The 19,718-nt window shown below is 64.4% G+C and carries 26 protein-coding genes and 1 pseudogene; 12 read left to right on the top strand and 15 right to left on the bottom strand.

Features of this window, described 5'->3' with window-relative positions; translation table 11 throughout:
- From ABIB56_RS13070 to ABIB56_RS13045, 6 genes and pseudogenes are all read left to right on the top strand, one after another.
- Positions 1 to 194 (top strand): annotated as a pseudogene (locus tag ABIB56_RS13070) (IS5/IS1182 family transposase); the annotation flags it as partial.
- A gap of 122 nt (positions 195 to 316) precedes the next feature.
- Positions 317 to 958, top strand: coding sequence for an ABC transporter permease (locus ABIB56_RS13065; RefSeq protein ID WP_354569653.1), 642 nt, complete (start codon positions 317 to 319; stop codon positions 956 to 958).
- Positions 951 to 2,207 (top strand): ATP-binding cassette domain-containing protein, encoded by a 1,257-nt coding sequence (locus ABIB56_RS13060; protein ID WP_354569652.1) that lies wholly within the window; start codon positions 951 to 953, stop codon positions 2,205 to 2,207. The genes ABIB56_RS13065 and ABIB56_RS13060 overlap by 8 nt, the downstream gene beginning before the upstream one ends.
- Positions 2,200 to 2,970: an ABC transporter permease gene (locus tag ABIB56_RS13055; RefSeq protein WP_354569651.1), complete on the top strand. Its 771-nt coding sequence runs from the start codon at positions 2,200 to 2,202 to the stop codon at positions 2,968 to 2,970. Before ABIB56_RS13060 ends, ABIB56_RS13055 begins: the two co-directional genes overlap by 8 nt.
- Before the next feature lie 4 nt (positions 2,971 to 2,974).
- A complete protein-coding gene (locus ABIB56_RS13050) occupies positions 2,975 to 3,973 on the top strand; it encodes a glycine betaine ABC transporter substrate-binding protein (RefSeq protein ID WP_354569650.1) in 999 nt (332 codons plus the stop codon).
- A 13-nt stretch (positions 3,974 to 3,986) separates the two neighbouring features.
- On the top strand, positions 3,987 to 4,562 hold the full coding sequence (locus ABIB56_RS13045; protein WP_354569649.1) for a hypothetical protein: 576 nt from the start codon (positions 3,987 to 3,989) through the stop codon (positions 4,560 to 4,562).
- A gap of 94 nt (positions 4,563 to 4,656) precedes the next feature.
- Here the strand turns inward: ABIB56_RS13045 and ABIB56_RS13040 are convergent, their stop codons facing one another.
- From ABIB56_RS13040 to ABIB56_RS13030, 3 genes are all read right to left on the bottom strand, one after another.
- On the bottom strand, positions 4,657 to 5,157 hold the full coding sequence (locus ABIB56_RS13040; RefSeq protein WP_354569648.1) for an SRPBCC family protein: 501 nt from the start codon (positions 5,155 to 5,157) through the stop codon (positions 4,657 to 4,659).
- A 225-nt stretch (positions 5,158 to 5,382) separates the two neighbouring features.
- Complete coding sequence (locus ABIB56_RS13035; RefSeq protein WP_354569647.1) at positions 5,383 to 5,958, bottom strand: TetR/AcrR family transcriptional regulator; 576 nt, start codon at positions 5,956 to 5,958, stop codon at positions 5,383 to 5,385.
- 53 nt (positions 5,959 to 6,011) lie between these two features.
- Positions 6,012 to 6,320, bottom strand: coding sequence for a DUF1905 domain-containing protein (locus ABIB56_RS13030; RefSeq protein WP_354569646.1), 309 nt, complete (start codon positions 6,318 to 6,320; stop codon positions 6,012 to 6,014).
- Between the two features lie 96 nt (positions 6,321 to 6,416).
- Here ABIB56_RS13030 and ABIB56_RS13025 point away from each other — a divergent pair, with 96 nt between their 5' ends.
- Positions 6,417 to 7,364: an NYN domain-containing protein gene (locus ABIB56_RS13025; RefSeq protein ID WP_354569645.1), complete on the top strand. Its 948-nt coding sequence runs from the start codon at positions 6,417 to 6,419 to the stop codon at positions 7,362 to 7,364.
- A 137-nt stretch (positions 7,365 to 7,501) separates the two neighbouring features.
- Here the strand turns inward: ABIB56_RS13025 and ABIB56_RS13020 are convergent, their stop codons facing one another.
- The 3 genes from ABIB56_RS13020 to ABIB56_RS13010 all read right to left on the bottom strand — a co-directional run bounded on the left by ABIB56_RS13020 (position 7,502) and on the right by ABIB56_RS13010 (position 9,069).
- The gene (locus tag ABIB56_RS13020) at positions 7,502 to 7,882 is read right to left on the bottom strand and encodes a cupin domain-containing protein (RefSeq protein WP_354569644.1); all 381 of its coding nucleotides are present in this window, start codon (positions 7,880 to 7,882) and stop codon (positions 7,502 to 7,504) included.
- 32 nt (positions 7,883 to 7,914) lie between these two features.
- Complete coding sequence (locus ABIB56_RS13015; RefSeq protein WP_354569643.1) at positions 7,915 to 8,694, bottom strand: YidC/Oxa1 family membrane protein insertase; 780 nt, start codon at positions 8,692 to 8,694, stop codon at positions 7,915 to 7,917.
- 81 nt (positions 8,695 to 8,775) lie between these two features.
- Positions 8,776 to 9,069 carry a hypothetical protein gene (locus tag ABIB56_RS13010; protein ID WP_354569642.1) on the bottom strand — a complete coding sequence of 98 codons (294 nt, stop codon included), beginning with the start codon at positions 9,067 to 9,069 and terminating at the stop codon, positions 8,776 to 8,778.
- Positions 9,070 to 9,299: 230 nt separating this feature from the next.
- Between ABIB56_RS13010 and ABIB56_RS13005 the strand changes: the two genes are divergently transcribed.
- Together ABIB56_RS13005 and ABIB56_RS12995 are read left to right on the top strand one after the other, a co-directional pair.
- Complete coding sequence (locus ABIB56_RS13005; protein WP_354569641.1) at positions 9,300 to 9,677, top strand: YciI family protein; 378 nt, start codon at positions 9,300 to 9,302, stop codon at positions 9,675 to 9,677.
- Between the two features lie 66 nt (positions 9,678 to 9,743).
- Positions 9,744 to 10,856 carry an RNA polymerase sigma factor gene (locus tag ABIB56_RS12995; protein WP_502917599.1) on the top strand — a complete coding sequence of 371 codons (1,113 nt, stop codon included), beginning with the start codon at positions 9,744 to 9,746 and terminating at the stop codon, positions 10,854 to 10,856.
- Here the strand turns inward: ABIB56_RS12995 and ABIB56_RS12990 are convergent.
- A complete protein-coding gene (locus tag ABIB56_RS12990) occupies positions 10,837 to 11,307 on the bottom strand; it encodes a MarR family winged helix-turn-helix transcriptional regulator (protein ID WP_354569639.1) in 471 nt (156 codons plus the stop codon). The genes ABIB56_RS12995 and ABIB56_RS12990 overlap by 20 nt on opposite strands.
- A 78-nt stretch (positions 11,308 to 11,385) precedes the next feature.
- Here ABIB56_RS12990 and ABIB56_RS12985 point away from each other — a divergent pair, with 78 nt between their 5' ends.
- Positions 11,386 to 11,997 (top strand): NADPH-dependent F420 reductase, encoded by a 612-nt coding sequence (locus ABIB56_RS12985; RefSeq protein WP_354569638.1) that lies wholly within the window; start codon positions 11,386 to 11,388, stop codon positions 11,995 to 11,997.
- On the opposite strand, the gene ABIB56_RS12980 is transcribed toward ABIB56_RS12985, so the two are convergent.
- The 4 genes from ABIB56_RS12980 to ABIB56_RS12965 all read right to left on the bottom strand — a co-directional run bounded on the left by ABIB56_RS12980 (position 11,994) and on the right by ABIB56_RS12965 (position 14,515).
- Positions 11,994 to 12,320, bottom strand: a complete 327-nt coding sequence (locus ABIB56_RS12980) for an antibiotic biosynthesis monooxygenase family protein (RefSeq protein WP_354569637.1) — start codon at positions 12,318 to 12,320, stop codon at positions 11,994 to 11,996. The genes ABIB56_RS12985 and ABIB56_RS12980 overlap by 4 nt on opposite strands.
- A 26-nt stretch (positions 12,321 to 12,346) precedes the next feature.
- Positions 12,347 to 13,285: an ROK family protein gene (locus ABIB56_RS12975; RefSeq protein WP_354569636.1), complete on the bottom strand. Its 939-nt coding sequence runs from the start codon at positions 13,283 to 13,285 to the stop codon at positions 12,347 to 12,349.
- Positions 13,286 to 13,362: 77 nt separating this feature from the next.
- Positions 13,363 to 14,304 carry an NADP-dependent oxidoreductase gene (locus tag ABIB56_RS12970; protein ID WP_354569635.1) on the bottom strand — a complete coding sequence of 314 codons (942 nt, stop codon included), beginning with the start codon at positions 14,302 to 14,304 and terminating at the stop codon, positions 13,363 to 13,365.
- 40 nt (positions 14,305 to 14,344) lie between these two features.
- Complete coding sequence (locus tag ABIB56_RS12965; RefSeq protein WP_354569634.1) at positions 14,345 to 14,515, bottom strand: hypothetical protein; 171 nt, start codon at positions 14,513 to 14,515, stop codon at positions 14,345 to 14,347.
- Positions 14,516 to 14,652: 137 nt separating this feature from the next.
- Between ABIB56_RS12965 and ABIB56_RS12960 the strand changes: the two genes are divergently transcribed.
- Positions 14,653 to 15,048, top strand: coding sequence for a VOC family protein (locus tag ABIB56_RS12960; protein ID WP_354569633.1), 396 nt, complete (start codon positions 14,653 to 14,655; stop codon positions 15,046 to 15,048).
- Positions 15,049 to 15,211: 163 nt separating this feature from the next.
- Here the strand turns inward: ABIB56_RS12960 and ABIB56_RS12955 are convergent, their stop codons facing one another.
- The 4 genes from ABIB56_RS12955 to ABIB56_RS12940 form a co-directional block, all read right to left on the bottom strand.
- Positions 15,212 to 15,805, bottom strand: a complete 594-nt coding sequence (locus tag ABIB56_RS12955) for a PadR family transcriptional regulator (protein ID WP_354569632.1) — start codon at positions 15,803 to 15,805, stop codon at positions 15,212 to 15,214.
- Positions 15,806 to 16,119: 314 nt separating this feature from the next.
- Positions 16,120 to 17,436: an MATE family efflux transporter gene (locus tag ABIB56_RS12950; protein ID WP_354569631.1), complete on the bottom strand. Its 1,317-nt coding sequence runs from the start codon at positions 17,434 to 17,436 to the stop codon at positions 16,120 to 16,122.
- 37 nt (positions 17,437 to 17,473) lie between these two features.
- Complete coding sequence (locus tag ABIB56_RS12945) at positions 17,474 to 17,980, bottom strand: hypothetical protein (protein ID WP_354569630.1); 507 nt, start codon at positions 17,978 to 17,980, stop codon at positions 17,474 to 17,476.
- Positions 17,981 to 18,302: 322 nt separating this feature from the next.
- Positions 18,303 to 19,325, bottom strand: a complete 1,023-nt coding sequence (locus ABIB56_RS12940) for an NADPH:quinone reductase (protein ID WP_354569629.1) — start codon at positions 19,323 to 19,325, stop codon at positions 18,303 to 18,305.
- Between the two features lie 188 nt (positions 19,326 to 19,513).
- On the opposite strand from ABIB56_RS12940, the gene ABIB56_RS12935 reads away from it, so the two are divergent.
- On the top strand, positions 19,514 to 19,690 hold the full coding sequence (locus tag ABIB56_RS12935; RefSeq protein WP_354569628.1) for a hypothetical protein: 177 nt from the start codon (positions 19,514 to 19,516) through the stop codon (positions 19,688 to 19,690).
- Positions 19,691 to 19,718 lie beyond the last annotated feature (28 nt).

The following is a 19,718-nucleotide window of genomic DNA, read 5'->3' as shown; positions in this document are numbered from 1 at the left end:
GCAGGTGGCCGGTCGAACGCACGAACTCCTGGCACAACCGCGGGTTCAAGAAACTCGCCATCTGCACCGAACGTCGCACCGTCGTGATCGACGCCTTCATCGCCCTCGCCAACGCCAACATCATCGACCGCAGACTCATCCGAGAAGGATGGACCCGCTACCGCTGGATCGGACGACCCACCCGCAAACCGTGACCTATTGACGCAATCTCTAAGTCAAATTCGCTTTCTGCTGGGGGCTGACTATCGTTGACGGTTTGCGCCTGGTCCTCGAACGAGGGTCACCAGCCCGACCCAACGCCTGGAGGTGATGCCGCATGTGGGAATACCTGAGAACTCACCTCGATCAGATCGTGTTCTCGTCCTGGCAACACGTGAGTCTCGTCGCGCAGTGCCTGGTGCTCGCGACGGCCATCGCCGTCGTGATCGCCGCACTGGTGTACCGCAATCGAATACTGAGCTCGGTGGCCAACAGCCTCTCGGCGATCGGCCTGACCATCCCGGCATTCGCACTGGTCGGTCTGATGATCGCGCCCCTCGGATTCGGGGTGCCACCGGCAGTGGCCGTTGTCACCTTCTTCGCGGCGCTGCCGATTCTGCGCAACACCGTCGTCGGCCTGAACGGCGTCGATCCCGGGGTTGTCGAATCCGCCAGAGGCATCGGCATGAGCCGCCTGCGGACCTTCCTGCAGGTCGAGCTTCCGCTGGCCTGGCCCGTCATTCTCGGTGGCGTGCGCGTCTCAGCGCAGATGGTCATGGGGATCGCGGCCGTTGCTGCCTACGTCCTCGGCCCAGGTCTCGGCGGATTCATCTTCTCCGGCCTCTCCCGACTTGGCGGGGCCAACTCGCTCGAATCCGTGCTCACCGGCGTGATCGGCGTCGTCATCCTGGCCCTCATTCTCGATCTCGTACTCATCGGCATGGGCCGACTGACCACACCAAGGGGTATCCGTGTCTGAAACCACCACCATCGAGTCTCCGACCGCCGACAGCGCGGTCAGCGGCAAGTCGATCCTGCTCGAGAAGGTCACCAAGCAGTACCCGGGGCAGAAGTCCCCGGCAGTCGACGGCATCACGCTGGAGATCCCCGCGGGCAAGATCGTCATGCTCGTCGGCCCATCCGGCTGCGGCAAGACCACCACTCTCAAGATGATCAATCGCCTGATCGAACCGACAGACGGCCGCATTGTGCTCGGCGACGAGGATGTGACCGGAATCGACGGCGACGACCTGCGCCGCCGCATCGGCTACGTGATCCAGGCGGGCGGCCTGTTCCCACACATGACCGTTGCTGCCAACATCGCTATCGTGCCGAAGATGCTCGGCTGGGGCAAGGATCGCATCGCCAGGCGGGTCGACGAGCTGCTGGAACTGGTCTCTCTCGATCCTGCCGAATACCGTGACCGCTTTCCGAAAGAGCTCTCCGGCGGCCAGCAGCAGCGCGTCGGCGTCGCCCGCGCCCTTGCTGCCGACCCGCCCGTGCTGCTCATGGACGAGCCATTCGGCGCCGTGGACCCGATCACCAGGCAGCGCCTGCAAGACGAGCTCATCCGCATCCAGGAGGAGTTGCAGAAGACCATAGTCATCGTCACCCACGACTTCGACGAGGCGGTGAAACTCGGCGACTGGATCGTCGTCTTCTCCGACGGCGCACACATCGTGCAGTACGACACCCCGGAGCGCATCCTCGCCGAGCCGGCGAACGAGTTTGTCGAGAACTTCATCGGCTCAGGCGCCGGACTCAAGCAACTGACCCTGCGCCGCGTGAACGATGTTGGCCTCGCGGAGGCCGTGATCGCCCATCCAGGAGATACCGCATCCGCGGTTCTTGCCATGGTCGTCGAGGCCGGGCACAACCACGTCGTGATCGTCGACGAACGCGAGCGACCGATCCAGTGGCTCTCACGACGCCAACTCGGGCGCCTCGACACCATCGGATCGACCCCGGAGGTGGGCCTACCGATCGTCGGAAGCCGCGCGACCCTCAACGACGCGCTCGACACCATGCTCGTCTCGAGCGCCGGTGCCGCGCTGGTCACCGGCAAGCGTGACCGCTTCCTCGGCGTCATCGACGTCGAAACGGTGATGGATGCCATTACCTCCGCCCGCGCAGCCGCGGCCCGGTCCGCCAACGCGCCCACCGGCACGAACTCCGGTGAGATCCCGACGGTGGACGCCCCGCAGGCGACGGCGGTCGTGGATGAGTAACGCGTCGAGCATCGAAGTCCGCGCCCAATCGGCGGGCGGCGCCTCCTCGTGGAGGGGGCTCATCATCCAGCCGGCCGCGATCCTCGTCGTGCTGCTCGGCTTCGTGCTGTGGCTGACCGTCGCCCCGCTGAGTCCCACCGAACGCACCACACTCGCGCCGGGGGCGCTCTGGGCCTCTACCCTGCAGCACCTGTCGCTGACCTTCGTCTCGGCCGTGATCGTGCTCGTCGTCGCCATACCGCTCGGTGTCCTGCTCACCCGTAAAGGCTTTCGCGCTGGCGGCGCGCCGATCCTCGCCATCGCGAACTTCGGGCAGGCGGCTCCCGCCATCGGCCTCGTCGTGCTGCTCGCCATGTTGATCACCTCCGGCTACTGGGCCTCGATCGTCGCGCTGGTGCTTTACGCCGCGCTCCCGGTGCTGCGCAACACCATGATCGGCGTGCAAGGCGTAGATGAACGACTCGTCGAGGCCGGCCGGGGCATGGGCATGAGCGCGATGGCCGTTCTGTTCCGCGTGGAGCTTCCCCTCGCCGTTCCCGTGATGCTCGCGGGCATCCGCACCGCACTTGTGTTGCTCGTCGGCACCGGCACCCTCGCGGCGTTCGTCAACGGCGGAGGGCTCGGCATCCTGATCACCACCGGGGTCAGCCTGTATCTCTACAGCGTGCTGGTGTCGGGGGCGCTGCTGATCGCGCTGCTGGCTCTCACCATCGACTGGTTGGGACGAGTGGTCGAACAGCTCGCTCGGCCGAAAGGGCTGTGACGTCATGACCACGATCCGTTCCCGAATCATCAGTTCCGTGGCAATGATCGGTGTCGGCCTCATCGCCCTCACCGGCTGCGGCCTTCAGCCAGCCACCGCCTATGTGCCCGACGCGCAACCGGGCTCCATCAAGCGGCTCGACCTTCCCGAGGGAGCCTCGCTGACCATCACCTCGAAAAACTTCACCGAGCAGCTCATCCTGGGCAAGATCGCGGTGATCGCGGCGAAGGCCGCCGGTTTCACGGTGAACGATATGACCAACGTGCCAGGAAGCGTGCCGGCTCGGGAGCTCATGCTCTCCGGCACGGCAGACATGACCTGGGAGTACACCGGCACTGCATGGCTCGCCTACCTCGGCCAGAGCAAAGGCATCCCCGACAAGCAGAAGCAGTACCAGGCCGTGAAGAAAGCGGATGCCGCCAACGGCCTCACCTGGCTGCAGCCGGCCCCCCTGAACAACACCTACGCCCTCGCTGTGCGCGACGAGGCGACCAAGAAGCTCGGCAACATCTCCTCACTCTCCCAGATCGCCGATCTCCCTGTTGCCCAGCGCACCTTCTGCGTCGAGTCAGAGTTCAACTCCCGCGCCGACGGGATGAACCCGATGCTCAAGGCGTACGGACTCACCCGCGGCAAATCCGACAGCGTACCCAACTCACACGTCAAGATCTTCGACACCGGAGCCGTCTACACCGCGACCGATCGCGGTACCTGTAACTTCGGCGAGGTGTTCACGACCGACGGCCGTATCGACAAGCTGGGCCTGACCGTCTTGAAAGACGACAAAGCTTTCTTCCCCGCGTACAACGTCGCGGCCGTCGTCAACAGCAAGACGCTGGCGAAGTATCCGGCCCTGGCAGGAATCTTCGCCAAGGTCTCGCTCAAGATCACCGAGACCACGCTGCGCAAGCTGAACCTACGCGTGGACGACGGCGGAGAAGAACCGGCTGACGTCGCTTATGACTTCATGCAGAAGAACGGGTTCATCACCGCGGCGAAATAGCAGAATAGTTGTTATGACGCGTTCCGTGACTTCGTGGGTTGCCGTCGTAGCAGGGATTCTGCTCGGCGTGCTCCTTCTGCTGTCACCCGCGTTCGGGGTCACGCCGGCGGTGCCACTCATCGTGGCCTTCGCCGCAATTGCCATAGCGCTGCTTGGCGGAGGTGCAGCGAAAATCGTTTTCGACAGGCGAGCGGATGCTGCCTTCGCACACTCGCTGCCGAGACCTGCGGATCCGCTCTCGGGTTACGCCTCAGATCTCATCCCAGTGTCAGCAGCTCTCACCATGCACCTCCTGGACGCCTCGGAATACCAAGCGCAGCTGGCCACGGCGAAAGCAGCTCTCGACGCAGGCCGCGAGGTCTTCGCGGTACCACCGACTGCGGATTCCTCGAGCACGGCCGCCGCGATCATTGCCGACATCGACGGACATCAGGTAACGCTCGGATCGGTGCCGACGCGTGGCGAATACGCCGTGCAAGCCTGCTTCGATCGTCTGGCAGCCCGAGGTGAGCCCTCCCGAATTCCGCTGCGGGTGCTGGTCGTTGATCATCACCTCACCGCCCAATTATTGACCGGTCTCACAATCTGAGCCTGGCTACCTACGATCCGTCGCCCGGAACACCGAATGAATGGCGATGATCGAAATCGCAGCGTGAGAAGGTCTCCATGCTCGAGACCGCGTCTCAGGCCCGTGGCGGTCGTTCCTTGGCCAGCCGCTCGACCTCGCGAATGATGCCAGGCAGCACGCGCTTCATGTATGGAGCCCAGAACAGGCGCACGATGGCAGCGACGATCCAGCCCGCCCGGGGAAACGGGAAGAACGTATAGGTCCAGCGGATGCGGGTGCCGCCGGTGACCGCCAGGTACTCCCATTCGGCTCGTGCACCAGACACCAGCTTGCCGAAGAGCTTCTGGAAGTCCGACAGTTCATAGACGAAGAGGCTGAGACGCTCCATGGTGACGGTGTGCTCGATGACGCTGCCCCCGTCGGAGAGCATCAGCTTTCGCGTCTGGCCTGCAGCATTCCAACCGCCTGTTTGGTCGCGCACCTCGATGACGGCCGGAAGCGGACCGAACTTCGGATAGAACCGGGTCGGATCGATGGGTACCGAGATATCCCAGGTTGCCTCGAGTGGCGCAATCGCAACCCCGTCCACCGTCGCACTCGTTCCGTGTTTCGCCATGTCCAGCCATCCTGTTCGTTTCGTAAGGGTATTCGGAGCCGACCGCCGATGCGATGTAGCCCTCGACAGTGTCGGCGGTACGAGCAAGGTCGAGCCATGAATCGAAGCGCGCACTCTTCTTCAGGGCTGACGCCCAGCTCGGCTTCGGCCCGATCAGAGGACGAAGCTGAATAGGGTGACCGCACTACACATCAGCAGCATCCCGGTCGCATTGACGAAGAGGTTTCAGATCTCAAATCGCGCGAGTTGCCAGGCCACCTGGTGCCGAAACACCGCCGTTGCCTGGGCCAGCGTCGCCGCTTCGCTCACCCAGAGGACGAGGGCGTGGATATAGATGGCGAACAGCGCCGTTGCCGCCGCCGCCGCATCCGCTTCCCGCGCGCGGGGATACCGACGCCCGATCTCGCTCGCGACCAGCGAGTTGAACTCCCTCGCCTGGGCACCGAGTGCGGGATGCTGCGCGCCGGCCGGGGAGAGCAGTACCCGTCCGTATGAACGCGAGAGTTCCGGGCGCTCGGCATAGAACTCGAAGTACGGCTCGAAGAAGCGCCACACCGCATCAGCCGCCGACTCCGTCGTGAAGACCGGCGCAACGAGGTGCTCGGCTATTCCATCCTCGAACTGAGCGAGGAGCAATGTCTCTTTGCCGCCGAAACTCATCACGGTGCCCGTGGAAACCTTGGCCTTCGCGGCGATCTGCCTGATCGTCGTCGACGCATAACCGGTCTCGGAGAACAGTATCCACGCGGCCTCCTTCACCGCGCGCAACCGACCTTCGCGACCGTCGGCTCGAGCATTCATGATTTTCCTGAACATGTTCGTTGAACATATTCAGAATACATTGCGAAGTGACTTCAATCAAGACTCATCTGGTCAATCAGCTCGACCTCGACGTCCACCCGATCGCCTTTCTCGATGCTCTCAGCCGTTCGAACCGCCTTCTTCACCGGCAGCGTATAGCGACCATCGTTGCCCGGAAAGATCGACGTATTCCATGTCGTCGAGCCGATAGTCGCTCGCACCGGAACCGAGCCGAATCCACGCGGAGGAAAGGGCAGTTCGATGATCTCTTCTGATGCCTCGGCGGAGAGCGATACGAAGAACCAGTTGTCCCGTGACGCCCACTCCCAGAGTTCACTCGTGAATCGGTAACTCCTAGCCATGCCGCAGATGGTACCCGCGCCCGCGCGGCGACGTTGCGCTTCACCGCCAGAGGCGGGAAGCTGAGCCACGCAGTTCTCTCGAGAGGATCACGCACCATGGCCGATACCGCCGACAACCGCGTCGCCGTCTACATCGATTTCGACAACATCGTCATCTCCCGCTACAACCAACTCCACGGGGCCAAGAAGTTCACGACTGACCGTGCCCGCAATTTCGATTCGAGGTCAGAAGGCCCGATCGGCACCCGGATCACAGACGCGACAGTGGACATCGGAGCGATTCTCGACTTCGCGTCGTCGTTCGGCTCGATCGTCATCAGCCGCGCCTACGCCGACTGGTCGGCCACAGTGAATGCGAGCTACCAGAAACAGCTCATCGACCGTGCCGTGGATCTGACCCAACTCTTCACGACGACGCAGCAGATGAAGAACGGCGCGGACATCCGCCTTGCCGTCGATGTCGTGGAGGACCTGTTCCGGCTGGATGACATCACCCACGTGGTGATCGTCGCCGGAGACTCGGACTACATCGCGCTCGCCCAGCGCTGTAAGCGGCTCGGCCGCTACGTGGTCGGCATCGGAGTTGCCGGATCAACCAGCAAATCCCTCGCCGCAGCCTGCGACGAGTTCGCGGACTACGACGCGCTGCCCGGCATCAGCGATGCAGCGCAGGTTGCGGCGGTAGATGAGGAGGAGAGCGCGCCATCGAGGCCGGAAAGAAAAACCACGATCACGCGACCCGCAACCACCACGGCGCCGGGCAGCAAGAACGCGCCGACCAGGCTCTCCCCCAGGGCAGCCACGAGCCTGCTCAGGCGTGCCCTGACTCTCGGCCTCGCGAAGACCGACAGTGACTGGATGCAGAGCTCAGAGGTCAAAACCCAGATGCGACGCATGGACCCCGCTTTCAACGAGTCAGCCCTCGGTTTCACGTCCTTCACCGAGTTCGTGAAGTCGCGGAACAGCCTCGTGGAGCTGGATGAGGGCGGCCCGAGCAGTTCGCGCCGCATCAGGTTGCGGCAGTCGGGCACCGCCGCCAGTTGATGCGCTGTCTACTGGATCACAAGGTGATCTGTCCAATTGCGAGTTGTGGTGGTTCCGCGACTAGTGGAAGCACCACAACTCGCGACTCGCGACTCGCGACCAGGACTCCCCGCGAACTGAACCGATCGAAAAGTTCGTCAGTCTTTGGGCAACTGGCGCTCGAGCGGAACCCTGCGATCCGTCTGCACAGTCCCGGTGTGGGCGGTCGTCACTGTCTCGATGAGCACTATTCCCACCTCGGCGTCGGCTACGGGATTATGCTGCACGCCCTTCGGGACCACGAAGAACTGTCCGGGGTCGAGCGCGATCTCTCGATCGCCCTCCAACTGGATGCGCAGGTGGCCATAGATCACGAGGAACATCTCGTCCTCATCGTCGTGCGCGTGCCAGACCAGCTCTCCGAGCAGCTTCGCGACCTTGATGTACTGGTCGTTGACCTGCCCGATCACGCGAGGAGTCCAGTGCGTGGTCACCTGCTCGAGAGCATCCGCAATCGCCGTGGGTTCAAGGTTCTGCATAGCGCCAAGCCTAGGTGGACGGCCGGCTCCGGTCAGCTCGCCACAGCGGCCTGCGTGCTCGCCGGCGGCTCCGCCTCCCGCCAGTACCGACGACGCAGCAGGATCCGCTCCGCCAGGGTCCAGGCGGTCGTCGTCACGAGGTAGAGCGCTGCGGCAAGTGGCACGAACGCCGCGAAGATCACGGTGATGAAGGGTAGCCAGCTGAGAGCGCGACCCAGACCGGCCATGGGTGCCGCCGCATCCGGAACAGGCAGGGCGAGGTTGAGCGCGATGCGGCGCGAAATCCAGGCCACACCGGCCATGACCGCGAAGAGCACGAGGTAGAGCGCTCCGCCGGGCCACAGGCCGCCAGTCGACGCCAGATGTAGGAATGACGTGCCGAGCGGAACGCCGAACATGTGCTCGCTCAGCAGGGCATTGGGATGCCCGTCGACAATGGTGCGGATGAAGAGTGCATAGACGAGAGACAGCACCGGCGCCTGCGCGAGGGCTGGCAGAATCCCGGCGAACGGCGACGCATTCTCCGCTTTGTACAGCTCCATCGTCTTCTGCTGCAGAAGCGGCGGATTCTTCTTGTGTGTGCGCTGCAAAGCTTGCAGCATGGGTGCGAGTCGGCGGCGCGTCCATTCGGCTTTCACCTGGGAAGCGCCGACAGGGATGAGTGCCGTGCGCACGAGCAGGGTGAGCACGATGATGGCGATGACCGCGCTCGCGGCCCCGGCTATCGGGTCGAACAGTGCCGAAAGCCCCTCGACGACCGCATAGGCGGCGTTGAGGAGGAAGGCGATGGGTGGAAAAGCGAAAATGTCCATGACAGTAGTCCTTGCAGTCGAAACGGATGTGGGTGACCGAATGGCCACGCAGCATCCGCCCGAAGCGCGGGGTGGAGACTGTTACGCGGCCAGGATCGACTGCGACGGCGCCCTGGTGCGAGGGCGACCTGCGGTGGACGGATGCGACGGCGCAGGCATCACGCTTAGCGCCTCGCGGTGGGCGTGCGAACGCGCACCCACCGTCATCTCCCGGGATCCGACGACCAGAGCGGCATACCGCACAGCTACAATCCCGGCAACGGCGACCACGGCGATGCTCGCGACGAGCACGCTGGTCGGGGCGCCCTGGGCGACCGCGAGCGCGACGAGCAGCATGGTCGTGAAGATGACCAGCCGTTCCTGTATCGCGCTCATAGCCCAACGCTAACCCCTCGAGTGATCAGTGCCCATACTGCGGCGGGAGTATTCGCTCAGAGCAGATTGGTTCAGAGCAGATTGGTTCAGGGCAGATTGGCTCAGGGCGGATTGGTTCAGGGCAGACAATTTTCCGCCCGACCTGTCGATTGTGTCTTCGGTGATTCGTCACAGGTATGTCGGTCGGAACGGCTGGCCGGTAACCTGCACAACTATCGGAAGGAATCATCATGCAGTACTCACTTCTTCTCATCTCCGCCGAGGCAACCGAAGCCGGTGTCACCGAGGAGGACCTGGCGCCGTTCCGCGCCGCCTTCGATCTCTACGCGAAGTCTCTCGATGCGGCGGGAGTTCTGGTGTCGGCGGACATCCTCCAACCGTCAGCCAACTCGACCACCCTGACCCTGCGTGACGGCAGCCTGAAAATCCAGGATGGCCCCTACGCCGACACCAAGGAGAAGCTCGCGGGCAACTTCGTCGTGGAGGTCGCCGACCTGGATGCCGCACTGGCCTGGGCGGAGAAGTGTCCGGGAGCACAGTACGGCGTTATCGAGATCCGCCCCTCGGCGATTGTCTTCCGCGACGGACAGTGGAACAGCACGATCTGACCGCCGCCGAGGTGGCGCGGGCGTCCTACGGACGACTGCTCGCTCCTCGCGGCGCCCACCGGTAACATCGCCGCCGCCGAGGACGCCCTCGCCGATGCCTTCGAGAGCACCCTCACCACTTGGCCGACGAGGGGCACTCCCCACAACCCGGAAGGATGGCTGCTCACCGTGGCTCGCAACCGCTTGCGGGATCTCTACCGATCTTCTGCCCATCGCACGTCCATACCGCTGGAGGAATCAAGCGCCGTCGGTGAGTTCGACGTCGACATTGATGCGATCCCCGATAAACGGCTCGAGCTCATGTTCGTCTGCGCTCACCCGGCGATCGAGGCTGGCGTCCGCACTCCGCTCATGCTGCAGACGGTTCTCGGCATCGAGTCAGAGCAAATCGCCCAGGCATTCGCTCTTCGGGCGCCCGCAATGGCCCAGCGGCTGGTGCGAGCGAAAAGACGGATTCGGGATGCCCGCATCCCTTTTGTGGTCCCGTCACGTGACGATATGCCCGGCCGTCTGCCCGCGGTGCTGGAGGCGATCTACGGTGTCTACGCCATCGACTGGCAACTGGTTTCGGGAACGACAGTGCGCGAGTCGCTCTCCGCCGAGGCTCTCTACCTCGCAGTCACCCTAGCGACGCTGCTCGAGGAGCCGGAAGCATTAGGGCTCGCCGCCCTGATCAGCCTGTCGATCGCACGGACACCCGCGCGGACCCCCGAGACTTTCGTACCGCTTGAGGAGCAGGACACCACGCTGTGGAACGCCGACCTGATCGCCAAGGGCGAGACGCTGCTGAGGCGTGCCCACACGTTCGGACGTATCGGCCGCTTCCAGATCGAGGCGGCCATCCAGTCGGTCCACGGCGATCGGGCGCGCAGCGGCATCACCGATCATGCAGCGCTCCGCGCGCTCTATGAGGCTCTCGCTCGACTCGCCCCGACGCTCGGTGGATTGGTCTCCCTCGCCGCCGCGGTCGGCGAGACCGACGGGACGGAGGCCGGCCTCGACGTGCTCGATCGGATCGAGGGCGTCGACCATTTCCAGCCCGCGTGGGCGACCCGCGCACACCTTCTCAGCCGACTTGGGCGAGCGGATGCCGCCAACGAGGCCTACGCCAGGGCGATCAGCCTCACTACCGACGCCGCCTCCCGCGAGTTCCTGCGTCTCAGGGCTCGACGCGCGTAGCCGCACTCCCCCGCAGTCCAGCCGCAACCCTGCCGAGCGCGGCCGTGAGCGAGGCGAGTTCCGCGGGCGTCACGACATCGAGGAACGCCTGGTGCACGAGTTCGCGATGGCCGGGCACGATCCGGTCACGCAGTTCGATGCCGGCGGGAGTGATCGTCGCCACCACGCCACGTTCGTCCTGGTCGTGTCGCTGGCGGGTGATGAATCCGGCCTTCTCGAGCAGGCCAGCCTGATAGGTGAGTCCGCTGCGGGAGACGATCAGGCGATCGGCGAGCTGCGACATCCGGAGTCCTTCTGGTGCACCGCCGACCTGCATCAGTATCTCGAACTGCACCTGGGTGATGTTCGCCTGGTCGAGCAGGTTTCTCTCGACGGCACGTTGCAGCAGCGTCGAGCCTTCGACGAGCGCGGAATAGGCCGCGAACTCTTCCGGTGTGAGTGCTGCCATCATTGCATCATCCTACTTGATTCAAATTCAAACTAGATGTAGAGTGTCAAGAAGTTCAAATTCAAATTAGATGGAGGAACAATGAGGATCGCAATTCTTGGCACAGGCACCGTCGGCACAGAGCTGGCAACCGCACTGATCGCAGTCGGCTATGACGTCACTTTCGGCTCCCGCGCGCCAGAGACGAAGACCGATGCCGTGGCTCCGGTGGCCAACCATACGGATGCGGTGAGCTCGGCGGATGTAGTGATCAACGCCGGCCCTGGCACGGCATCGATCGACCTACTCCAGTCCATCGGAGCCGAGACTCTCGGCAACCGCGTGCTACTGGATGTCTCGAACGCAACAAATCCCGACCTCTCGCTCGCCTACCCGAACGACAGCGTGGCGCGCCGGATCCAGGAGGCCTTCCCCGAACTGCGAGTCGTGAAGTCGTTGAACACCCTGAACACCTCAGTGATGACGAACCCGTCGGTACTCCCGACGGCCACAACCGTCTTCCTCTCCGGAAATGACAGCGAAGCGAAGAGCATCGTCAGCTCGCTCCTCAGCGACCTCGGCTGGGCGGCCGACAACCAGCTGGATCTCGGCGACATCAGCACTGCACGCGCCCCTGAGCACTACTTCCTGCTCTTCTTCGCCACGTTCGGCGCGTTGAAGAGCCCGGTCTTCAACATAGCCGTCGTGCGCTAGTCCGGGAGCGCGCTCGCCACCTCGACGAAGTGCTCGACCTTCGGGAATGGCTCATAGAACCGGTGCAGCAGCTCCCGCCACCGCTGGTATTCGGGCGATCCCCGGAAGCCGAGCTCGTGGTGCTCGACGGTGTCCCACGCGATCAGCAGCAGATAGTCGCTCGGCGTCTCGATGCCTCGCGACAGGGTCAGGGTGCGGAAGCCCGGCATGCCGGCCACGATGTGTCTTGCCTCGTCGAAGGTCTTCTCGAAGTCTGCCTCCTGGCCGGGTTTCACAGGCAGGATGGCCTGTTCGAGAATTCCGGATGCGCTGGTCTCTGACACGGGGCAAGCCTAATGATCCAGAGCCCTCAGCGGCGATTGGCCCATTCCGCCGCACCCAGGAGAGGCGCCGCATCGAGCAGGGTCGATCGGCGCAGGATGACAGCATCCGCGGTCGCCGCATCGAAACGGGCTATCCCTGCGCGAAGTGGTGCCTCGAGTACGTCCCACGACTGCGAGATCGAACCGCCGACGACCAGGGTTTCGACGCCGAAGCTCGCCACCCATGGTGCAAGGGTCTCACCCAGGGCACTCAGTCTCTCGTTGAGGATCTGCCGTGCCACGGGGTCCCCTTCCCGCGCACGCTGGCACACCTCCCGAACGTCGGCACGCAGACCCGTCTGCTCGAAGTACGCCAGGGTAATCGCCGACGACGACATCGTTCTTTCGATCGGAAGGCCGGCATAGGTGAGAAAGTGCGCTTCGCCATCCAGCGGCACCAGCGGTCCACTACTCACGGCTCGCCCGTCATCGAGGAAAGCCGACCCCACACCGGTGCCCAGCGTGACGCAGAGCAAACGCGAGACGCGAGCGGTGCCACCGAAAGCCCACTCGCCGATACCGTACGCGTCAGCGTCGTTGAGAAAGAGCACGTCCTGAGGCTCGACGGAGAGGCGCTCGGCGATCGCACCACGCAGATCGACCCCGGCAATGGATCCGAACTTGCCGACACCCTCGAAAGTTCCGGTTCCGCGCTCGTAGTCGAAGGGCGCAGGCAACGCGATCGCCCAGGTCGCTTCAGATGCGGCGACGTCACTCTGGAGCGCCAGGGCCGGAGCTGTGATGGCCTGCAAGATCTGCTCGGTGTTCCCCGACGAGTCCAGCGGGTTATCTTCGCGGCGCAGGATCGTGGCGTGCTGACCCTTGATCGCTACCAGCGCGGCGTTGGCATGACTGCCACCGACATCCATGACGTGCAGGTATTTCGTCGCCTCGGCACTGGCGGGCTGTGGTGTTGCGTCTGTCATCGATGATCTCTGTGCTGGGCGAATACAAGGCCATGCGACTCTACCGGACGCCGTTTCGCCGACAGCCTGACGGCCGCTTAGGGAACGAGGGCGATTTTTCCGCCAGGATGCCCGCTCTTGAGCAGTTCGAGTGCGGCGACAGCCTCGGTAAGCGGGAAAGTGCGAGCCAGCGGCACGACGAGCTTTCCTTGTGCGGCGAGGGCGACCAGCTGTGCGCGGATCGAGTCGCGGTATGCGGCGCTCTCAGGGGCCGCCCCGCCGATCGCCCGGAAGCCGAACTCCTTGGCTTTCGGCGCCGCCGCGATGGTCACGATGCGGTTGCGGTCACTCACGACGGCCAGGGAGACCCCGACCGCTTCATCCGTTCCGACAGTGTCGATGGCGGCATCGACGCCCTGGGGCGCCAGATCTCGCACACGCTGCTCGAGACCCTCGCCGTAAGCGACCGGCTCTGCACCGAAGCTCTCCAGAAGACCGAAATTCTTCTCACTAGCCGTTCCGATCACGCGCGCGCCGAGCAGCACGGCCTGCTGGATCGCGCTGACCCCGACGGCTCCGGATGCACCGTGGATGAGAATCACATCACCTGCGCCGACTCCTGTCACGGTGAGGGCATCCGCCGCGGTGGCACCCACCAGGAACAGGTTCGCGGCCTCGGCGAAGTCGAGGTTCGACGGCTTGGCAAAGACATCGGCGGCCGGAACGGTGACAGCGGACGCGTAACCGCCATCCACGCGAAAGGCGAGTACTTCGTCGCCGACCGCGCCGTTGCCGGAAGCGATGGTCGCGTCTGGCCCGATAGCCGAGATGACCCCGGCGATCTCAGACCCAGGGTAGATCGGCAGCGTGCTCGGATTGGTGCCATAAGCGCCACCGAACCGTTTGTAGTCGGTGGGGTTGACGCCCACCGCCCGCACCTCGATGGTGACCTCGCCTGGACCGGGAGGACGAACCTCGAACTCTTCGAGTGTCAGGACCTCGGGTCCACCGAATTGGGATGCGAGCCAGCGCTGTGCCATGGTATCCACTCTAGGCACTTCCCAGAAGTGGGACTGACGCTCAGCCATTGGCGGGGCTGCGGAGTGCCTCGTTGCGCATCAGTTCGAGCACCGACGGTTGCACAGAGAAAGTCGCGACCGCTATGGCTTTGCGCAGGTAACGAGAATCATCGAGCTGGCGCAGCATCGAATCAGCGAGATCCGCCCTGGAGGTGAAGCGACCGTTGACCACAGCTTCGGCGATGCGATAGTCGGTGACCTCCGTGGTCTCGAAGAGCCCATCCGATATTCCGTTTCTATCAGGACAGAAAGCGCCCTGATTGCCTTCTATCGTGAAATCACATCCATCGAAGACACGAAAGGCTCACCATGGACTTCACGATCGAACTGCTCGCCGTACCGGTCGCCGATATCGACCGGGCGAAAGACTTCTATATGAAGATCGGCTTCACCGCGGATGTCGACACCGCTGTCAGCGACGACCTGCGTTTTGTGCAGCTGACCCCACCAGTATCCGCCTGCTCGATCCTGCTCGACAAGGGCATGAGCCGCATGAAGCCCGGCTCGATCGAAGGAATCCAGTGCGTGGTCGCCAACGCGGACGACGCACTCGCGTTCATGACGGCGGCGGGCGTCGAAGCCCGCGGTGTCGAGGAGTTCCCGTGGGGCCGCTTCGTCTTCTTCAGCGACCCGGATGGCAATGGCTGGGCACTCCAGGAGCTGCCGGACTACTCGAAGGGCCCGTACAAGGAGTACCAGGGCTGAGCTGATCATCCGCGCGGTGGTTTGTTATCCGCGCGGTGGTTACAACCTGCGCGCGGATAACGAAACGGCGCGCGGATGCGACGGTGGGCCCGCAGAGATGGCCGCGACGTTTACCGTCGCGGCCATCCGCTGTTCGACCTCTGCCCGGTCGTGGGCCGGCGCCCTACTCGGCGAGGATGAGGTAGAGCGCTCGTCGGGCTTCGTCGAGCTTCTCGGCGGCAGCTTTGCGCTGCTCGTCGGTGGCTGCGTGACGGAACTGGGCGACGACGCCCATCAGCTTGCCCGCGCTTTCGAAGAAGGCGCCGGCCTCCTGTGAGCGACCGGGGGTCGCGTCCCAGGCTTTGGCGAAGTCATCCGCGTGCTCGGCGACATAGGTCGTGCCGGTCTCGGTGAGTTCGAACTCGGTCTTGCGTCCGTCGCCGGTCGAGACGATGAGTTCTTCGTCCACGAGCTGCTGGAGTGTGGGGTAGACCGAGCCCGGGCTCGGGCGCCATGCTCCACCGGTCTTGTCGGCGATGGCCTTGATTAGGCCGTAGCCGTTGGACGAGCCTTCGGACAGCAGAGACAGGATGACGGAACGGATGTCACCCTTGGTCGCCCGACGCGGTCCGCGCGGTCCGAAGCCCGGGCCGCCGAGGCCGCCGGGGAAACCGCCGAAACCCGCGCCGCCGAAGCCGTGGCCACGTGCGCGCCCGTGCTCCCGGTCGGAGGGGTCGTGATGGAAAAGTTCTTCATGTGTGTAGTGATTGCGTGTCATGTCGCAGCACCTTTCGTTCTGCTCAAACTGCGAGCCATCGCAGAACTTCTGCGATGTATTTACGATATATCGTTAATGACACAATTGCAAGCGTTGATGTATCTCGGCGGCGGCGATGGACATCCGCTTCCTGTGCCAAATGAAGGCACACGCGAACTCGACCCCTGATATCTCGGGGTAAGTCTCGTCAGAATGGGCGACATCCCCTTCATTTGGCACAACCGTTGGAACGGGAGCGTTGAGCGGGAACGGTAACGGGAGCGTTGAGCGGGAGCCGCACGGCGGCCAGCCTCTGAGGAACTCCCCAGCACACTTCAGTCCCGCAGAGAACCGACGGTCAACCAGCGTGAGCCGCGAATCCGCAGGCCGAGGGTCAGGGCGCGGGCGCCGATGTAGCCCAGCCCGAAGGCCGCCCACAGCGCCAGCAGGCTGCCAGATACCGCAGCCAGCCGGAGCAGCGGAAGATAGATCGCGATATTCAGCAGTCCGGTGAGCGCGAGGTAACGACCGTCACCCGCCCCGATCAGCACGCCGTCGAGTACGAACACGAATCCGGCCAGCGGGATGCCGACGGCCATGAGTAGGGCGACCGGAATGAGTGAGCGGCGAACGTCCGCGTCATCGGTGAAGACGAAGCCGAGCACCGGCGACAGCGCCGCGATTACCAGGCCGAGTCCCACACCGGCGACGACGCCGAATTGGATCAGCCTGAGCGCAATGCCCCGCACACGCTCCTGCTGCGCGGAACCGAGGCCGTGCCCCACCATGGCCTGCCCGGCGATCGCCAAGGCGTCGAGCACGAAAGCCAGCAGCGAGAAGATCGCGAGAGCCACCTGCAATGTGGCGAGATCGGTGGTGCCCAGGAGGTTGCCCACGAACACTGTCGCGAGCATCGCCACCCTGAGTGAGGCGGTGCGCAGCAGCAGCCAGCCGCCGGATGCCGCGGCGACCGTCACCCCGGCGAGCCCTGGCCGCACGGCAGCACCCGCGGCCCGAGCAGCGCTGAGCACCCTGGCCACGAACAGCGCGGCCATGCCCCACTGCGCGATCACCGTTCCGATCGCGGAACCCGCGATTCCCCAGCCGAAGCCGTAGATGAACACCGCGTTGAGTGCCGCGTTCACTGCGAAGCCGATCCCCACGATCAGCAGCGGAGTGCGAGTGTCCTGCAGTCCGCGCATCAGTCCGGTTGCAGCGAGGACCAGCAGCATCGCTGGGAGCCCCCAGATCGAGATCGAGAGATAGGTGACGGCGGATGCCGCGACATCCGTACTCGCACCGAACAGGCTGATGGTCGCAGGGCCCGCCACCAGTCCGACCACCAGCAGCAGGGCGCCGACGGCGAGCGCCAGCCAGATGCCGTCGATACCCGCACGCACCGCACCACGACGATCGCCAGCGCCGAGTCGGCGGGCGACCGCCGGTGTCGTGGCGTAGGCGAGGAAGACCAGGATGCCCACGGCTGTCTGCAGCACCACGCTCGCGATACCCAGGCCGGCGAGCGGTGCCGCACCGAGATGCCCGACAAGAGCAGTATCGACCAGCAGGAACAGCGGTTCGGCGACGAGGGCGGCCAACGTCGGGCCGGCCAGCCCCAGGATTTCACGATCGAGAGGATTACGGCGGGCCACCGGGACAGGTTATCCGCCACCGCCGACCGTCATGGAGTCAGCCGAAGAATTCCACCAACAGCGGAGCGAGCACCGTCTGGTCGACCCCGTGGTTCTGCCCGTCGACTGTCAGGCGACGGGCTCCAGGGACGGCCGCAACAACCGCCTCCGCAGCTGACGCCGCCCAGGCGGGACTCGCGCCACCATCCATCACCAGGGTCGACGCCGTGATTCTCGCGAGCCGGTCGGTCGGGGCCTTGCCGTCGCCGGTCACTGCCAGCTCGTGGGCGAGTGTCGGTGCCATTTCGACCATGCCCGGCCAGAACGGGGCGTTGCTCATCCACTGGAGGGTGCCGTCATCCATGCCCGTCACGCGCAGGAAGCTCTTCGCCGCCAGTTCGCGGTCACCAGCGGCCAACGCCGCGAGCACACCACCATCGTCGGTCGGCGTCAGGTCGTCGGTATCCGTGGTGAATGGAGGCTCATAGACCGCGAGTTTGCTGATCGCCGATCCACGCGAGGCGGCTTCGAGTGCGAGGATCGCTCCCGAAGAATGCCCGTACACGTAGGCCGTGCCCCGGCGGCGGCGATCAGGGCGTCCAGGTCGTCGATCTCCCTTTCGACCGCATAGGGGGCGGTGTCGCCGCTGTCACCTCGCCCGCGGCGATCATGTGCATAGACCGCGTACTGCGATGACAGCAGATCCGTGAGGACGTCTGCAGAGTGCCGGTTGTTGAATGCACCACCGATCACGATGAGAGGTTGGCCCTCTCCCTTTCGCTCATAGGCGATGGTGGTTCCGTCGGCCGACTGGACTGTCTCTGTCATGACTGCTCCTCTGCGTAGGTCTTCACTGAAGCTACTCCCACCAGACGTCAACGTAGCAACTAGACAAGGTCCACGAGCACCTTGCCTGCCAGGCCATCCTGCACGGCCGCGTGCGCGTCGGCTGTGCGCTCCAGCGGGAAGCGGTGCAGCGGCAGCCCTTTCGCCTCACCCACGTCGAGCGCGCCATCGATGATCGCGGCGTTGATGTCGTGCGCACCGGCATCCAGTGCGTGTTGTCCCATCGTGTAGAGCAGCACGAACTGGTAGCGAACGTTGAGGGCGAAGTGGCGTCCGTCCAGCGTGAGGTCTCCCCCGCCTTCGCTGCCATAGACCGCCACCACACCACGATTACGGATGACGGCGAGGTTGAGTTCCACGTTGCGGGCTCCGGCCACCTCCACGACGATGTCCACGCCGTTGGGTGCGATGCGCCGGATCTCCGCTGCGGCATCCGACTGCCTGTAGTTGACCACGTGATGAGCACCGGCGGCCGTCGCGAGTCCGGCCTTGGCGTCGCCGCTCACCGTCGTAATAACTGTCGCCCCAGCCCAGCGGGCGAGTTGGATAGCCGCGTTGCCGACCGCACCGGCGCCTCCAGCAACGAGGACCGTCGTGCCGTCGAGAGCACCAGGCGTGAGGCGCTGCGGGCCGTCCTCGGCCACCGTCAGCGCCCGATGCGCAGTCAGGGCGGGAACGCCAAGACTCGCGCCCAGCTCGAAACTCGCGACATCGGGCAACGGCACGACACGACTGACGGGAAGGGTGGTGAATTCCTGAGCCGTGCCACCGTGCTCGCGCTCATGTGCCGCCAAGTAGACCCAGACACGGTCGCCCACCGTCAGGTCAGTGACATCCGCGCCCACAGCATCGATCGTGCCAGCGCCATCCAGATTGGGAACGATCTCAGCGAAAGGCAGACCCTGGATGCGTGCCGCGCCGGCACGCGACTTCCAGTCGGTGGGATTGACGCCCGACACGGCGAGCTGCACCCGCACCTCCCCAGCCGCCGGTTCGATCGGGTCGCGATCGACAAGGTGGAGTACGGAAGGGCCGCCGGTTTCGGTGTAAATGATTGTTCTCATGTAGGGTGACAACGCGCAGGACGGCGCAGGCATGCCCGATATTCGGCTGCGGGACGATCCGATAATGGATTCCTCTCATACGCCCCTCACCCTCTGCGTGCTGCTCTGGGCACACGAAGGCCTCGAAGACGCCCTGGTCGCCTACGAGGACAGGGTTCGAACTGCTTGCACCGCACGGTGCGGTCCTCATGCAGCGCGTCCGGTCTGATGGCGACGAGGGGCATCCCCTCGAAGTGCAGTTGTATTCCTTCCCCTCAGAGGAAGCGTTCAACGGATACATGAACGACGAGCGACGCACCGCCCTGGCCGAAGAACGCGACAGGGTGATCGCCCGTACGGAGATCATGCGGGTGGATGTGACCTGAGCGGTCGCCCTGGGCGGTCGCTCATGAA

Origin of the sequence: Glaciihabitans sp. UYNi722, from assembly GCF_040549465.1 — a bacterium.
Lineage (GTDB): Bacteria > Actinomycetota > Actinomycetes > Actinomycetales > Microbacteriaceae > Lacisediminihabitans.
The sequence above is the reverse complement of the archived record's forward strand: the minus strand, read 5'-3'. Positions and strand labels throughout refer to the sequence as shown.